Source organism: Acetobacterium sp. UBA5834 (assembly GCF_002435675.1).
In the GTDB taxonomy this organism is placed as follows: domain Bacteria; phylum Bacillota; class Clostridia; order Eubacteriales; family Eubacteriaceae; genus Acetobacterium; species Acetobacterium wieringae.
This window is the reverse complement of the sequence record NZ_DJGY01000011.1, coordinates 1-16,978: the sequence shown is the minus strand read 5'-3', so window position 1 is coordinate 16,978 and position 16,978 is coordinate 1. Positions and strand designations below refer to the sequence as shown.

Annotated in this window: 15 protein-coding genes and 1 riboswitch; all 15 genes read left to right on the top strand. The window is 45.5% G+C overall.

Annotated features, from left to right (window positions below; all coding sequences use genetic code 11):
• Positions 1-9: 9 nt before the first annotated feature.
• A complete protein-coding gene (gyrA, locus tag B3F51_RS02265) occupies positions 10-2,511 on the top strand; it encodes a DNA gyrase subunit A (RefSeq protein ID WP_276520508.1) in 2,502 nt (833 codons plus the stop codon).
• Between the two features lie 216 nt (positions 2,512-2,727).
• Positions 2,728-3,180 (top strand): PTS sugar transporter subunit IIA, encoded by a 453-nt coding sequence (locus B3F51_RS02260; RefSeq protein WP_070370643.1) that lies wholly within the window; start codon positions 2,728-2,730, stop codon positions 3,178-3,180.
• Between the two features lie 55 nt (positions 3,181-3,235).
• On the top strand, positions 3,236-3,886 hold the full coding sequence (gene rpe, locus B3F51_RS02255; RefSeq protein WP_070370642.1) for a ribulose-phosphate 3-epimerase: 651 nt from the start codon (positions 3,236-3,238) through the stop codon (positions 3,884-3,886).
• Between the two features lie 27 nt (positions 3,887-3,913).
• The gene (locus B3F51_RS02250) at positions 3,914-4,198 is read left to right on the top strand and encodes a PTS sugar transporter subunit IIB (RefSeq protein ID WP_286945242.1); all 285 of its coding nucleotides are present in this window, start codon (positions 3,914-3,916) and stop codon (positions 4,196-4,198) included.
• 126 nt (positions 4,199-4,324) lie between these two features.
• A complete protein-coding gene (locus tag B3F51_RS02245; RefSeq protein WP_250934273.1) occupies positions 4,325-5,740 on the top strand; it encodes an MATE family efflux transporter in 1,416 nt (471 codons plus the stop codon).
• 231 nt (positions 5,741-5,971) lie between these two features.
• Positions 5,972-6,730 carry a class I SAM-dependent methyltransferase gene (locus B3F51_RS02240; RefSeq protein WP_250934274.1) on the top strand — a complete coding sequence of 253 codons (759 nt, stop codon included), beginning with the start codon at positions 5,972-5,974 and terminating at the stop codon, positions 6,728-6,730.
• A 132-nt stretch (positions 6,731-6,862) separates the two neighbouring features.
• Positions 6,863-7,843, top strand: coding sequence for a M14 family metallopeptidase (locus B3F51_RS02235; RefSeq protein ID WP_286945239.1), 981 nt, complete (start codon positions 6,863-6,865; stop codon positions 7,841-7,843).
• A gap of 84 nt (positions 7,844-7,927) precedes the next feature.
• Positions 7,928-8,869 carry a LysR family transcriptional regulator gene (locus B3F51_RS02230; protein WP_286945237.1) on the top strand — a complete coding sequence of 314 codons (942 nt, stop codon included), beginning with the start codon at positions 7,928-7,930 and terminating at the stop codon, positions 8,867-8,869.
• Positions 8,870-8,983: 114 nt separating this feature from the next.
• On the top strand, positions 8,984-9,922 hold the full coding sequence (gene nikB / locus B3F51_RS02225) for a nickel ABC transporter permease (protein ID WP_286806684.1): 939 nt from the start codon (positions 8,984-8,986) through the stop codon (positions 9,920-9,922).
• Positions 9,922-12,354, top strand: a complete 2,433-nt coding sequence (nikC, locus tag B3F51_RS16180; protein ID WP_349680180.1) for a nickel transporter permease — start codon at positions 9,922-9,924, stop codon at positions 12,352-12,354. Before nikB ends, nikC begins: the two co-directional genes overlap by 1 nt.
• Before the next feature lie 26 nt (positions 12,355-12,380).
• The gene (locus B3F51_RS02210; RefSeq protein WP_286945235.1) at positions 12,381-13,163 is read left to right on the top strand and encodes an ABC transporter ATP-binding protein; all 783 of its coding nucleotides are present in this window, start codon (positions 12,381-12,383) and stop codon (positions 13,161-13,163) included.
• A gap of 3 nt (positions 13,164-13,166) precedes the next feature.
• Positions 13,167-13,922 carry an ABC transporter ATP-binding protein gene (locus tag B3F51_RS02205; protein ID WP_286945233.1) on the top strand — a complete coding sequence of 252 codons (756 nt, stop codon included), beginning with the start codon at positions 13,167-13,169 and terminating at the stop codon, positions 13,920-13,922.
• A 90-nt stretch (positions 13,923-14,012) separates the two neighbouring features.
• Positions 14,013-14,351, top strand: a complete 339-nt coding sequence (locus B3F51_RS02200) for a metal-sensing transcriptional repressor (protein WP_026394888.1) — start codon at positions 14,013-14,015, stop codon at positions 14,349-14,351.
• Positions 14,352-14,540: 189 nt separating this feature from the next.
• Positions 14,541-14,732, top strand: a riboswitch (cobalamin riboswitch).
• 213 nt (positions 14,733-14,945) lie between these two features.
• A complete protein-coding gene (nikA, locus tag B3F51_RS02195) occupies positions 14,946-16,541 on the top strand; it encodes a nickel ABC transporter substrate-binding protein (protein ID WP_286945231.1) in 1,596 nt (531 codons plus the stop codon).
• Between the two features lie 40 nt (positions 16,542-16,581).
• Entirely contained in the window at positions 16,582-16,971 is a 390-nt protein-coding gene (locus B3F51_RS02190; protein WP_286945229.1) for an ABC transporter permease, read from the top strand.
• The last annotated feature ends 7 nt before the right edge of the window (positions 16,972-16,978 follow it).

Here is a 16,978-nt window from a genome sequence, read left to right as displayed (position 1 = left end):
ATGCAAGAAATAATTGAATTTGATCGGGTAAAATCGATTAATATTGAAGAAGAAATGAAAACTTCCTATATTGACTACGCCATGAGTGTCATCATAGGTCGAGCCTTACCGGATGTTCGGGATGGCTTAAAACCAGTGCATCGCCGGATTATCTTTGCCATGAGTGAGCTGGGTCTGACGCCGGACAAACCCTTTCGAAAATCAGCCCGTATTGTCGGGGATGTTTTAGGTAAGTATCACCCCCATGGTGATTCATCGGTTTATGATGCGATGGTGCGGATGGCCCAGGATTGGTCGACCCGTTATTTGCTGGTCAATGGTCAGGGAAACTTTGGTTCAGTGGATGGTGACAGCCCGGCAGCAATGCGTTATACTGAAGCCAAAATGGGCAAAATTACGGTGGAAATGCTGCGGGATATCAACAAAGAAACGGTGGATTTTGGTCCTAACTTTGATGAATCAGAAAAAGAACCGATGGTTTTACCCTCAAAGTTTCCAAATTTGCTGGTTAATGGTTCCTCCGGGATTGCCGTCGGGATGGCCACCAATATTCCGCCCCATAATCTGGGTGAAATCATCGATGGTACCGTGGCCTTTATTGATGACCCGGATATTAGTATTGATGAGCTGATGAAATATGTCAAAGGGCCCGATTTTCCCACTGCCGGAATTGTCCTTGGAAAATCTGGGATTAAAAGCGCTTATCGCACTGGTCGCGGCCGAATCAAAGTACGTGGCAAGGTCGACGTTGTTACCACTAAAAAAGGTAAAAAACAGATTATCATCACCGAAATTCCTTATATGGTCAATAAATCCAAGCTGGTTGAAAAAATTGCCGAGTTGGTTAAAGAGAAAAAGATTGAAGGGATTTCCGATTTAAGAGATGAGTCTGATCTTAAAAAAGGGATGTCAATCATCATTGATTTAAAACGGGACGCCAACGAAACGATCATTTTAAATCAATTATACAAACATACCCAACTCCAGGAAACCTTTGGGGTGATTATGCTGGCGTTGGTCAATAATGAGCCGAAGGTGCTGAATCTAAAAGAGATCCTCTTTCACTATGTCGAACATCAGAAAGAAATCATCACCAGACGAACGATCTTTGAACTCAAAAAAGCCGAAGCCCGAGCTCATATTTTAGAAGGTTTAAAAATTGCGCTCGATCATATTGACGAGGTGATTAAATTAATCCGAGCCGCTGCCGATGGCAAGGCTGCCAAAGAGCAATTGATTGAGCGGTTTAAGCTTTCGGAAATTCAGGCTCAGGCGATTCTGGACATGCGTCTCCAGCGTTTAACCGGTCTGGAACGGGAAAAAATTGAAGAAGAATATAAAGAAATCATGTTAACCATTGCCAAATTAAAAGCCATTTTGGCTGATGGTCAACTGGTTCTTAATATTATCAAAGAAGAACTGATTGAAATCAAAGAAAAATATGGCGACAAACGACGCACATCCTTTGATATTGACGTCGAAGATTTTGAAATCGAAGATTTAATCAAAGAAGAAGAAGTGGTCATCACCATGACCCATATCGGTTATGTGAAGCGCATTACGGCTGACAATTACCGATCACAAAAACGGGGTGGTAAAGGGATCACGGCGCTGAGCACCCGGGAAAATGATTTTGTCGAACATCTCTTTACGACCACCACCCATCATTATCTGATGTTCTTTACCAACCTGGGTAAGGTCTATCGCTTAAAAGCCTTCGAAATTCCTGAAGGCGGACGAACCGCCCGAGGCACCGCCATTGTCAACCTGCTGCCATTAGAGGAAGGTGAACAGATTGCGACGATGATTCCGGTTAAAGAGTTTACCGCTGATAAATATCTGATTATGGCCACCAAACAGGGGATTATTAAGAAAACCGATCTGACCGAATATGACACCTCCCGTAAAAATGGGATCATTGCCATTAACCTGCGCGAAGGGGATGAGCTGATTAATGTGCGTCTGGTTGAACAGGACGAAGAAATCGTCATGGGAACCCAATGTGGCTATGCGATCCGCTTTAATTCCGAAGAAGTGCGACCAATTAGTCGAACCTCCATTGGGGTTCGGGGGATTGAGCTTCGGGAAGATGATGTGGTGGTTGGTATGGATATTGTCAAAGAAGAACTCTTTGTTCTTTGTGTCAGCGAAAACGGCTATGGCAAGCTGAGTGCATCGGATCTGTATCGTCCTCAGAAACGGGGCGGCAAAGGCGTTCAAACCTACAAGGTCACCAAAAAAACCGGGGAACTGGTGGGCTTTTGCGTGATCAGTCGGGATGGCGAGATTATGATGATTAATAATCAGGGCGTTGTGATCAAACTGGAAGGTAATGATATCAGTGCCGTGGGCCGTAATACCCAGGGCGTTCGTCTGATGAAATTAAGTCCGGATGAATCCATTGCGACGATTTCCAAAGTCTACAAAGAAGATCCGGTTGATGATCTTGAAGAAGATGGAGAAAATGGAGAAAACCAGATGACACTTGTCAATTCAACTGAAAAAGAATAAATTACTCAACACCCTGTTTTGATATTAATTTAAGTAAACAGGGTGTGTTTTTTATTAATTTGAGGTTAAAAAATTGCAAACGTTGTCCAGTGTTAATGGATCGAAAAAAGTGACAAAACGTGGATGGCATGATAAAATAGATCAAAAAAAGGAGAGAACTACGGTGAAAACCATTTTGAATAAAGAAAAAAAGACCGTGCCAGTTGAAAAAGAATAATGGGCTCATTAATCCAAGTCGATCGCATTCAAGTCAGTTGTCTGGTTAAGGATCAATTTGATGCCATTGCCTTAGCAGCCAAACCACTCTTAGAAAAGGGCTGTATTACGGAGGAATTTATTGATGCCGCAATCGAAAGAGAACGGATTTTTCCAACGGGATTACCAACAAAAATCGGCGTGGCGTTGCCTCATACTGAAGCGAAATATGTATTAAAAGAAAGTATTTCAATCTTAACGCTTAAAAACACCATTGTTTTTGCAGGTATGGGTAACCCGAAAGAAAGCATCCCGGTTCAGATTGTTTTTTTACTGGCCATCAGTAATCCTGAAAAACAACTGCGTATATTACAGACAATTATTACCATCATTCAAAATGAAAAAATGCTCAAAAAAATCAGGGATGCCAAAGAACCACGGGATATCTACAATTTAATTAATACATTTTTATAAAAATGTTGTGTGATGATTTATTGTGAAAATAACCAAACAGAGAAAGAGAAACTAAATGAATATAAAAATAGCACCATCGATGCTCAGTGCAGATTTTGCCAATCTGGAACGGGATCTTAAAGAAGTTGAGAAGAGTGGCGCCGACTATCTCCATGTGGATATTATGGATGGTCACTTTGTTCCCAATATTACCATTGGGCCGGATCAGGTGGCGCAGCTGCGAAAAACGGTAGACATTCCTTTTGATGTCCATTTGATGATTAGCGAACCGCTTAAGTATATTGACCGTTTTGCTGATGCAGGAGCAGATATCATTACGGTTCACGTGGAATCGGATGGAGAGATTCAGGCGTGTATTGACGCCATTGTCAATAAGGGTATCAAACCGGGCCTGGTGGTGTCGCCCGATACCCCTTTAGAGGTGATTGAACCCTACCTTGATCAGGTCAGGATGATTCTGATTATGTGTGTTTATCCTGGTTTTGGCGGACAACGTTATCTTCCAGCCAGTACCGAAAAAATAAGAGCGTGTCGCCAAATGATTGGTGAACGAGATATAAAACTTCAGGTTGACGGCGGGATTAATTTTGATACCTTAAAAGAAGTGGTAACAGCTGGAGCCGATGTCATTGTTTCTGGATCGTGTTTATTTAAAGGCGATATGAAAGAGAATATGCGACAATTTAGAAAAATCATTCAGGGATAAATTCTAAAATTGAAAGAGGAAAGAAAAATGAAACTTGTTTTAGTTGCGTGTGGAACGGCCCTGGCAACATCAACTGTGGTTGCCAAAAAAATTGAACAAATCGCTCAGGAAAATGGAATTGCGTGTCAAACCGTTCAAGCAAAAGCGGTTGATGCCTTTAAAAAGTACCAGGAATTGCATCCGGATGCGATTGTCTGTACCTGTCAGTTGGAAGGCGACATCGATATTCCGGTGATCAATGGCCGGGCTTTTTTAACAGGAATTAATTTACAAAGTACCATTGATCAATTGATTGAGATATTAAAAAAATAGAATTGACAATTGATAATAATTTAACGTATAATATTTCTGGTTGGATCTAAAAACGAAGAGGATAACATTTTTATTGATCTGAACATCAATAGAAAAAGCCATGAAGGTTAAGTGTGATTAACTTTCATGGCTTTTTTTATTAACAGTTTAAATGGATCAGCAAATAAGGAGGGTAAAGGTATAAAAAACAATAGTTTAACCAAAGGAGTCATTTGGAAGAAGTTACTATTTTTTGCCCTGCCGCTATTGGGAACCAGCTTTATTCAGCAACTTTACAATACCGTTGATCTGATCTACGTGGGTAATTTTTTGGGTAAGGAAGCAGCCGCTGCAGTCGGTGCCAGTACCTTATTTGTCACCTGTCTGGTTGGCTTTTTTTCGGGGATGTCGGTCGGTTCCAGTGCGGTGACCGCTTATGTATTTGGCAGTGGTAAGAGACGTGAATTAAAAAAGGTGATTCATACCACCGTCGGGTTGGCTTTTATCTGTGGTCTGATCATGATGGTGATCGGTCTGATCGGGGCACCCTATTTTCTTAAGATGATTAATACGCCAGATGAGATCATGGGTATGGCGGTCTCCTATGTCCGGGTATACTTTATCAGCATTATTGCAGTGGTCACCTACAACATGGCTTCGGGAATTATCCGGGCCTTGGGCGATTCAAAAACCACCATGCATATCCAATTGATTGGCGGTCTGGTTAATGTAGTGATGGATGCGGTTTTTATTTTCCTCTTTAAAAATGGTGTGGTCGGCGTTGCTCTGGCGACCCTGTTTTCACAGTCGGTGGCCGCCGGGTTGGCGCTTCTTTACCTGATGCGTCTGGAGCCGGAATCCCGGCTGGAGTGGAAAAAGATCCGGGTCGATGTCCAGTTGTTAAGCAATATTTTAAAAATTGGCGTTCCCAGTGGTCTGCAAGCCTTAGTCATTACAGTATCCAATGTTTTTATCCAATTTCATGTCAATAGTTTGGGGGTTGATGCGATAGCGGCCTTTACGGCATATTTTAAAGTTGAGCTCTTAATCTACCTGCCAATACTAGCCTTTGGTCAGGCGATTTCAACCTTTACCAGTCAAAATCTGGGAGCCAGTGAATATGAACGGGTTAAAAAAGGCACCCGGGTCTGTTTGGCCATGGGGATCGGGGTCACTGCCCTTATGAGCGCCCTGGTACTGGCTTTTGGCCGTCAGGCCTTCAGCGCCATCAATAGTGATCCGGGGGTCCTTGATTTGGGGGTTCAGATTATTTCGGTGACGGTACCGTTTTATTTTGTTTACCTGATTCTGGAAGTGCTGGGTGGCACCATTCGCGGAGCCGGTAAAGCGGTGCCCCCGATGGTGATTATTTTAACCAATATCTGTGTATTGCGGACCGTGCTGCTGTTTATGATTATGGCATCCAATCAGAGTATTACCGGGATTGCCATGACCTATCCGATTACCTGGGCATCCACGGCATTGGGAATGGCGATCTATTATTTTAAAGGCGACTGGATGGGTGAATTTAAAAGACTTAAGGCCCTGGAGGGTTTTGAATAAACCATAAAATACAAATTTTTTCTTTCTAAAATTACTATTCTGTAAAATTTGAAGAGGTTTGTCTTAGTTCCCAAAAGAATAGTCCTTGACAGAACAAGAAGATTATGAGAAAATACGGCTAAATTAAATACACGTATATACAAGAAAGTCATGAAGACTCATTTCGATCAGAAGATCGGCTTGTTTCTTTATGGCTTTTTTAATTGTATCAGGCAAAAAAGGGGAATAATAATGGAAAACATTCTTGAAAAAGTGGAAAATTATTGGGATAAACGTTCAGAAGGTTATTCTGAGGTCAATGTGGCGGAGCTGAACAGCTACAAAATGGATGTCTGGAAAGAACTGATCAATCGTCATAAGCCAGCCGTGATTGGCCGTAAGCTTAAAGTTTTGGATATCGGCACAGGCCCGGGTTTTTTTGCCATTACCATGGCCTCCTGCGGTTATGATGTAACAGCGGTTGACTACACCGATGCGATGCTTCATAAGGCTAAACAAAATGCCGGTTATTACCGGAATCAAATCAATTTTATGCAGATGGATGCTCACCACCTAAGCTTTGAAGACAATTGTTTTGATCTGATTGTTACCCGGAACCTGACCTGGAATCTGGAACGTCCCGACGACGCCTATAAAGAATGGCATCGGGTACTGGCTCCCGGCGGACGGATCCTGAATTTTGATGCCAACTGGTATCTCCATCTTTATGATGGAGAAAAACGACAGGAATACTTTAACGATCGGATTAAATCGGAAGAAGCGGGGGTTAATGACCACTATGTCAATACCGATACTAAAGCGATGGAAGAAATTGCCATGAATCTGCCGCTGAGCCGAACCATGCGGCCCCAGTGGGATGCCGCGGTTTTGATTAATACCGGTTTTAATAAGGTCATGGTTGAGCAGGGGATTGGTGCGGTAGTCTGGGATCAGGAAGAACAGATAAATTATGCGTCCACCCCGATGTTTATGATTTTTGCCGAAAAATAAATTGCGCTAAAATAAACTGGTGAGGCCGTAATTCCCAGAACGGAATTACGGTCTCGTTTTTAGATTAGATATTTTAAAAAGCTAAAAATGAGTTTATAAAGTATTTTTTATTTGACAAAAGGAGGAAGGCACTTGGAAGTAGTAATTAATAATCTGGTGGCAAAAAAGGGAACAAAGGTTTCCGGCTACGTGGCGGTTCCCCAAACGGAGCTTAAAATGCCGGTGACCATTATTAATGGCCAAAGTACCGGAAAAACCGTGCTGATTACCGGCGGAGTCCATAACGCCGAATATACTGGCATTGAAACGGCGATTCGTCTGGCTCAGGAAATCACACCAGAAGCAGTAGCTGGCTGCCTGATCATCATTCATCCGGTCAATATCAGCGGCTTTGAAAACCGGACGATGAGTGTGGTGGCCGAGGATGGAAAAAATCTTAACCGGATTTTTCCGGGTGATCCGGACGGCACAACCGGCGATAAGCTGGCGGCTTTTTTAACAGAAATGTTTTTTAAAAAGGCCGATCGCTTTATTGACCTTCATGCTGGGGATGGTTATGAGTCGCTGACCCCTTACGTTTATTATGTGGGTGCGGCCAAAGAGGCAGTCGTCAGTGAGGCTGAGGCCATGGCCGCGGCGGTACTAGTGCCCTATCGGGTTAAATCCTATCTGGCCACCAGCGGCGCCTATAATTATGCCGGTTCGATGGGGATTCCCGGTATTCTGATTGAACGGGGCGGCGAGGCCCGTTGGTCTGAAGATGAGATTAAAAAATATCAGGAAGATGTTAAAAATGTATTGCGCTATCTAAAGGTTTTGGCTGAGCCGATGCGCTCGCCTGCAAGCAAACAGTTGGAGGTAGTGGATGTCGTTTATGAAGAGGCCGAAGTCACGGGATGCTGGTACCCCAATAAAAAAGCCGGTGAGTTGTTTTTAAAAGGCGAGAACCTGGGGATGATCAAAGACTATTTTGGCAAGGTGCTGCAAACCTGCATCGCTAAATATGATGGGATCGTTCTTTATCAGGTCAGTTCGCTGGTAATTCTCAAAAACAGCCCAATGATTGCCTATGGAAAAATAAAAAATGATGGGGATAATAGCAACGAGAAATAAAAAAAGTTAAAGGTAGCGACAATTGATTTTAGCAGAAGGATGGTTTTTTAAATGAAGGATAATCACTTCAAAAAGGTGTGTGATATGATTGAACTTAAGCAACTGAAATATTTTGTGGTCTGTGCCGATGTGGGATCATTCAGTAAAGCTGCCGAAATCCTTTATACGACCCAACCCAATGTCAGCAAGGCGATCAAGGCGCTGGAAGAACATCTCGGATTTAGTCTCTTTCATCGCAAAAGTCGGGGGATTCTATTGTCATCCCGGGGTAAACACGTCTATGAGTATGCCTGCAAAGCCATTGATAACATCGAAATGCTGGCTTCGTTTTCGCAGACGGACCGGATTGAGCAATTGCAGATCGCCAGTAATCCCAGTGCCTGGATGGCTAAGGTATTTGCCGATTTTTATAATCAGTTTCACGTCAAACAATTGCATTTTGAGCTTTATACGGCTTCGGTAGCAGAAATCATCAAGCGGGTGGCCGGTTATCAGGACGAACTGGGTTTTGTCTATGTGATGGACAGTCAGAATACCGCTTTTCAGTATATCCTAACCAGAAACCATTTAGAATTTGTGGAGCTTAAAAAAACCCAGGTGGTTTTGTATCTGGGTCAGAAACACCCGCTCTATCAGGCCCGTGAGATCAGTGAAGCAGAACTGAAGAAGCTCAAGCTGGTGCAGTGCTATGAAGACGAATTTGATCTCAACAATTACTGGAAAATAACCAATCCGCAAGGAAAAGACATGCCCGCCCTGGAGAGTGTGGTGGTAACCAACAGCGACTGTGTGATGATGCAGCTGCTGCAAACCACTGATCTGGCTAATATCGGCAGCGGTTATATCACTGCTGACGTGGACGAGAAGGAGCTCAACGGTATTCCCCTATTCGAAAAGGAGAATGTCGTGATGTTTGGATATATCCGCAGACGGCAAGAAGAACACAGTGAATGGGGCAAGCGGTTTCTGGAATTTATGATGGCAAATCTGGAATCGGGGGATCCCGTTAAAGACCAAATGGAATAAGAAGGTATGCTAAATTGGAATGGCGAAATAACCCCCCATGGAGGTTGTAATGCCATTTTTTAAGTGATAAAATCTTACCGGCAAATGCGCTAATGCGAGAAAGGTTTTGCATCAATGAAAAAATATGTTGGAAAACGTCTATTACAATTAATCCCAATTATTCTGGGAATCACCCTGTTATCCTTCACCCTGATGCAGTCAGCCGCCGGGGATGCCGTCGATGCCCTTTACGATAACGCCAGTGGCGGCGTATCAGAAGAAGTCAAGGCCGAGAAAAGGCATGAACTGGGGCTCGATCAGCCCTTTATTATCCAGTATACCAACTGGCTGGGCGGGGTATTAACTGGCGATATGGGCGTTTCCTATATTTCCAATAAACCGGTTTTTGAAACCTTTGTGTCAAAGTTGCCAGCGACGATATATCTGACACTAACTTCAATTTTACTTACCGTCCTGATTTCGATTCCCTTTGGGGTTTTAGCGGCCGTCCGTCATAATCGTTTCACCGATTATCTGATCCGCTTTTTCAGTTTTATCGGCAATGCCTTACCGGGTTTTTTTGTCTCGCTGCTGCTGATCTATTTTCTGGCCTTACAGCTTAAGCTGTTTCCGGTTATGGGCAATGGCAGTTTAAAGAGCATCGTTTTGCCGACGCTGACTCTGGCGATAGCCATGTCGGCCAAATACACCCGCCAGGTTCGCACCACGGTACTGGAAGAACTCAATAAGGACTATGTCATCGGGGCCCGGGCCAGGGGGATCAGGGAGCCAGTGGTGCTTTTTGCCAGTGTACTGAAAACTGCGATGCTGACCATTGTCACCCTGCTGGCGCTGTCAATTGGTTCCTTACTGGGTGGTACGGCAATTGTTGAATCCATCTTTATGTGGGATGGCGTCGGGAAGCTGGCGGTGGATTCGATTATGATGCGGGATTACCCGATGATCCAGGCCTATGTCATCTGGATGGCGATTATTTATGTGGGCGTTAATCTGGTGACCGATATCATTTATCATTATCTGGATCCCCGGATTCGATTGGAACAGGAGGCCTGATGGAAGTAACAGAGCGTACAGCGATTCGGGTCAGAACCCGGAAAATAAAAAAAAATCACACGATGACGAAATTCTATCTTTTTCTGACCTTGGTGATAATTTTATTGCTGGTGGCAGCCCTGGCACCCCAGATTGTTTCCTATGATCCCTATGCTCAGGATCTGATGCAGGCCTTGCAGCCCCCCAGTCCGGAGCATCCGCTGGGGACGGATCGCTATGGCCGGGATATGTTGTCCCGGGTGATAATGGGGGGACAAACCACTATTTACTCGGCACTGCTACTGGTAGCGATCATCACCGGATTTGGAACCCTGGTGGGATTGTTCTGTGGGTATCAGGGGGGCAAAATCGATTCCTTGATTATGCGGGTTTCGGATGTCTTTCTGGCGTTTCCGGGAATGGTCTTTGCGATAGCCGTGGCTGGCATTTTAGGTGGTGGGCTGATCAATGCGGTGGTGGCGCTGGCCTGTATTTCCTGGCCTAAATTTGCCCGGTTGGCCCGAGGGCAGGTGCTGGCGATTAAAAACATGCCCTATATCGCCGCCGCCAGGCTGAGTGGTTCCGGTTCGATCAAGATTGTTTTTAAGCATATTTTACCCAATATTATCGGCCCGATTCTGGTAACGGCCACCCTTGACATTGGCACCATGATGATGGAACTGGCGGGATTGTCCTTTCTGGGTTTAGGGGCAATGCCCCCAATTGCCGAGTGGGGTTCAATGATGAGTGAAGGGCGTAGTATGCTGCAGACCGCACCATGGGTAATTCTAGCACCTGGTTGTGCTATTTTTATATCAGTAACGTTATTTAACTTACTGGGGGATACGGTCAGAGATGTTCTGGATCCCAAAACTAAAAGAAAAAAAGGAGAAAAAATGAAAGTAAAAAGTAAGATTCTGGCAGTGCTGTTGTCATCCGTACTGGTTGGCGGGATGCTGACCGGCTGTGCCGGTTCGGCTGGCACCAAAAGTGCGGAAGAAAAGGTGTTCAACTACGGCACCATGGCCTATAGTGTCGGTAATTCGAATGTGGGAATGAATCCCCATGAATCCTACATCGGTTGGTCAGCCCTGCGTTATGGCGTCGGTGAAACCCTCTTTAAATTCAATGAAAAGATGGAGCTGGAGCCCTGGCTGGCCAAAGATTATGAACAGATTGATGACAACACCGTCAAAATCAATTTACGTGATGATATTACCTTCTCCAATGGCAAGAAAGTGACTGGCGAAGCGGTCAAAGCCTGCTTTGAAGATCTGATTGCTAAACATGACCGGGCGCCCAAAGATTTGCAGATTAAATCAATTAGCGCCGATGGCCAGAGTGTTACCATTGTCTCAGAAAACAAGGTGCCGGCCCTGATTAACTACCTCTGTGATCCTTATGGCTGTATCATCGATATGGAAGCTGGCGTCACCACTGACAAAAATGTTGTTGGAACGGGTCCTTATGTGGCTAAAACCATCACTGAGACTGAAGTCAATCTGGAAGCCAATATGGACTACTGGGGCGGCAAGCCAAAGGTTGGAAAGGTTAATGTAAAAAGCATCATCGATGGCGATACTCTGACGATGGCGCTGCAAAGCGGCGAAATTGATGCGGCTCAGGGCCTGCCCTATGCCAGTCTGGAACTTTTCCAGGAAAACAAGGATTATACCATCAGTTCAACCAATACCTCCCGGGTATATCAGGCAGCTTTAAATTATAATTCAGCAGTGATTAAAGACGATGCCGTTCGTAAAGCCATGGCTATGAGTATGGATAAAGACGGCTTTACGACCGTTTTACTTCATGGCAATGGGACTCCGGCGATTGGTCCATTCCCGGCTAACCTGCCTTATGGTGGCGACAAGGTAAAGGACGCTGCTTATGACATTGAAGGTGCAAAAAAGGTGCTGGAAGCAGCAGGCTGGGTTGATACCGATGGTGATGGCATCCGCGAAAAAGATGGCCAGAAACTGTCGATCAAATGGTTGACTTACACCTCCCGTCAGGAACTGCCGCTGCTGGCCGAATCGGTTCAGGCCACCTATAAGCAAGCTGGCATTGATGTACAGGTCAACGCCACCGATTCCTATAAGGATTTCCTGAAAGCCGGCGACTATGATGTCTTTGCCAACGCCTTTGTAGCGGCACCAACCGGAGATCCCCAGTATTATTTCACCACCCATGTGGTTGATAATTCTGACTATAATCGTGGACACTACCATAGTGACAAGGTGGAAGCCCTGGTTGCCCAGCTGCGAAGCGAGTTTGACACCGAAAAACGGACCGATCTGGCAATTCAGATTGCGCAGCAGGTGGTTGACGACAACGCCTATATCTACGCCTCTCATTTAAAAATGTCCTTTGTGATGGATAAAGGGGTGACCGGCTTTACTGCTCATCCATCGGATTATTATGAAATCACAGCCGATCTGGATATCAACGAGTAACTAGTCCTGAGCAGAAGGAAGGATTTATGCAACAACCATTACTGGAATTTCAAAACGTTGAAATATCCTATGACGGCGAGCCGACGGTTTGGGGGTTTAACTTAAAAATGCAAGCAGGCGAGATCCTCGGGATTGTCGGTGAGTCCGGCAGTGGCAAAAGTACCCTGATCAGGGCGGCCATGGGTCTGTTGGGTCCGGCCGGTCTGGTCAACCGGGGCGAGATCCGCTACAAGGGTCAGCCGGTTCTTGATCTTGATGATGAAGCCTTGCGGATGCTGCGGGGACCAGAAATGGGGATGATTTTTCAAAATTGCGGCAGTGCCTTGTGTCCAATCCGGACCATTGGCGAGCAACTTTATGAAACCATGGCCGAGCACGGCGTCAGCGACCGTCAGCTGGTCCGGGAAAAGGCCACAGCTCTATTTGAGAAGATTCATTTAAGGGATACCGAGCGGATTTTAAATAGCTATCCCTTTGAATTATCCGGAGGGATGAATCAGCGGGTCGGCATTGTTATGGCAATGCTGCTGGAACCGGAGCTGCTTTTTGCCGATGAGCCGACCTCGGCCCTGGACGTCACCGTCCAGGCCCAGGTGGTTCGGGAAATGATGACAATGCGGGAAGCATTTGGAACCGGAATTGTGGTGGTAACCCATAATATTGGGGTGGTGTCATTTATGGCCGATACCGTGGCGGTGATGTGCAAGGGTAAGCTGGTTGAATATGGCAAGACCCGGGAGGTGATTGATCATCCCCAGCAGGATTACACCCGCCAGCTGATTGCGGCCATGCCCCGGATAAAAAGGTGAGACATGAATAGTATTTTAGCAGTCAGCCAGTTAAAAAAAACCTATACCAAAGGAAAAAGCACCATTTGTGCGGTTGATGAGATCAGCTTCCATGTGGAAAAGGGTGAATGCCTGGCGCTGGTGGGCGAAAGCGGCAGCGGTAAAAGCACAGTTGCCAAGCTGATCACCGGCCTGGAATCTTTGGATGGCGGTGAGATTGTTCTGGATGGCAAAACACTTAAAAACCCCGGGCGAAAAGAACGCAGATGGGTTTACCAACTGGTTCAGATGGTTTTTCAGATGCCGGTGGATTCCTTTAATCCCCGGATTCGGCTGGGGGAAAGTGTCATGGAAGGGCTGATCAATCAGGGTATGAGTCGTCGGGAGGCGAAGAATACAGCCATTGAATATCTGGAAGTCTGCGGACTTGGCCCGGAATTTATCAGCCGTTATCCCAGTGAGGTCAGCGGTGGCGAGTGTCAGCGGGCCTCGATTGCCCGGGCAGTTGCCCGAAAGCCCCAGCTGCTCATCTGCGATGAAGCCACCAGCGCTCTGGATGTCACCGTCCAGGCCCAGATTGTAGCGCTCCTTAAGCAATTGCGAAAAGACCAGGGGATGTCACAACTGATGATCTGTCATGATCTGGCTCTGGTGCAGCAATGCTGCGACCGGGTGCTGGTGATGCATCAGGGTCGGGTGGTGGAAACCGGTACTCCGGACGAGGTGATTGCCAGTCCCCGGGAAGCCTATACAAAAAAACTGATCGATTCGATTCTGTAAAATATGAAAGGGCATCTCCCCTTGGGTGGTGTCCTTTTTCTATATCTGTTATAATGGGTTAAACAGATATAGAAAATGAGGTGAATGGAGATGCATGAACATCAGGGTGAAGGGATCGATGGTGGACGTGATAGTGGCCACGGTGGAGATCACCACCACCATCATCATGAACATACCCAGACCAAATCAGTGTTGAATCGCCTTTCCCGGGCCGCGGGTCATCTTGAATCGGTGAAAAAAATGGTCGAATCGGGAAGAGACTGTACCGAGGTGCTGATTCAGCTTTCAGCGGTGAAGTCAGCGATTAATAACGTCGGCAAAATAATTTTACAGGATCATATTGAGCATTGCATCGTTGATGCGGTGGAGAATAACGACGAAAAGGCTTTGGAAGAACTGAGAAAAGCGATTGACCGCTTTATGAAATAAGCACCCTGGGTTTATGTCGGTCAGATATCGACTGGCATTGAAAGACATTCCAAAAAAGAATATCATTTCCTTGAAAGGGACTTGCGCAGGCGGTTTAAGCATGTTAAAATGTCAAACAGAAACAATGAAAAACACGTGATTGTGGCATTGTTTCTGTTTTTTAGTGTTTTATAAAACACCGACAACGAATTAAATATTAATAAAACAGGTGCCGGCAGTAACGAAGGGTTACAGGCCGGTGAAAAGGGAAGAGGGGTGAAAGTCCCCCGCGGTCCCGCCGCTGTAAAAGAAGAGTTCCTCCAGGAATGCCACCAGAAACGGGAAGGCAGGAGGTAATGTTGACGCTTGAGCCAGAAGACCTGCCTGCTTTAATTACTCAGACTCTACGTGCGATAGAGGAGGTGTTTTTTTTTGCAGGCTTTTTGCGACCTCACTATCTTTTTGGAGATGGTGAGGTTTTTTTATCGAAAAAATCACCAATACTACCGCAGTGAAGTCTTACATTGTGATAGAGCGGGGTTTCTTTGCCAGGATGCGCAATGGTAAAAGCCGAGCAAATCAAATAAATAAGTATTTTTTGAGGAGAAAAAGAAAATGAAATTGAAAAAGGGTTTAGCGGTGGTAATGACTGCCGTGTTGTGTGCCGGAATGTTTGCCGGTTGCTCAGGAGCGTCCGCTAAAAGTGATGTGTCGACTAAAGAAGCGTTAAATTATGCCTGCACCAAGGATATTCGGGATATCAACCCGCATTTGTACTCGGGTGAAATGTCAGCCCAGAACATGGTGTTTGAAGGCCTGACCAAGAATGAAGGCGGAGAAGTGAAGCCAGCTCTGGCTGAAAGCTGGGAAATTTCAGCAGATGGACTGGAATACACCTTTCATTTAAGAGAAGGGGTCACCTTTACCGATGGTGCGCCGTTTAATGCCGCCGCAGTTAAGCTGAATATGGATGCCATTCTTGGTAATGCTGAACGCCATTCCTGGTTGGATATGGTTAATGAGATCAAGGAAAATGTGGTGGTCGATGAACACACCTTCAAACTGGTGTTAAAGCATCCCTACTATCCAACCCTGGTGGAATTGGGACTGACTCGACCCTTCCGCTTTATTTCGCCCAACTGTTTTGTCAATGGCACCACCAAAGAAGGGGTTAGCGGCTATATCGGTACCGGACCCTGGGTCTTATCGGAGCATGTCGACAATCAGTATGCCACCTTTACGCAGAATGAAACTTATTGGGGTGACAAAACCAAAATCAAAACCATTAACTGGAAGGTCATGCCAGATTCCCAGACGATCCTGTTAGCTTTGCAAAACGGCGAGGTCGATTTACTTTTCGGAGCGGATGGTGATCAGATTGATCTGGATTCCTATAAGAAGCTGGAAGCAGAAGGCGCCTATCAGACGTATTTAAGCGAACCGGTCGCTTCCCGGGCGATTCTTCTCAATACCAAGGCTCCGATTACCAAAGACATCAAGGTACGGGAAGCCATTGAATATGCCGTGAACAAGGAAAACATCATTCAGGGAATTTTAAATGGCTCAGAGGATCAGGCTGATACGCTGATGTCTAAAGATGTACCCTATTGTGACATTGATCTTAAAACCATCGCCTATAATCAGGAAAAAGCCCAACAGCTGCTCGATGAAGCCGGTTGGAAACCAGGAAGTGATGGGGTTCGGGAAAAGGATGGCCAGAAATGTGAAATTACTTTTTCCTATAATTCCAAAAACGCCCAGGAAGGTACCATTGCTACCTCGATTCAGGCCGATTTGGCAGCCATCGGCATCAAGATGAATATTCTCGGGGAAGAAAAACAGGCCTTTCTGGATCGTCAGAAAACCGGGGATTTTGATCTGCAATATTCGCTATCCTGGGGAACCCCTTATGATCCCCAATCCTATGTTTCATCCTGGCGAATTCCGGCGCACGGGGATTATCAGGCTCAGGTTGGATTGGAAAAAAAGCAGTGGCTGGATGAAACCATCACGAAGATTATGATCGAATCAGACGACAGCAAGCGGGCCGATATGTATAAAGAGGTACTGACCTATATTAATGATCAATATGTCTATGTCCCGATCTCCTATTCAAAAACCAAGGCAGTGGGAATCATGGGACTTGAAGGGGTAAGCTTTAACGATTCGCAATATGAAATCCCCTTCGAAAAAATGTACTTTTCCAATTGATCACCAATTTTGATTATCGAAAACAAAAGGGAGTAAGACCATGAAGCAATACTTCGTCAAAAGGCTCCTGTGGATGATTCCGATTTTGATCGGAATCTCCTTTTTTGCCTTTATACTGATTAATTTAAGCCCCAGTGATCCCGCTGAGGTGGCAATCCGGGTCAATGAGATCACCCCAACGGCTGAAAATGTCGCCCAGATGCGGGAGCAACTCGGTCTCGATGATCCCTTCTTAACCCGCTACGCTACCTGGCTGGGCAATGCCCTACAGGGTGATTTTGGTCACAGTTATGTCAATAATAAACCGGTAGCACAGGAAATTGCCAAGGCTCTGCCGCCAACGCTCTATCTGGCTGGGGTATCCTTATTGATCATTGTGGTTGTTTCAGTGGGGGTTGGGGTTTTATGTGCGGTAAAGCTTCCTGTATAATTTAAAT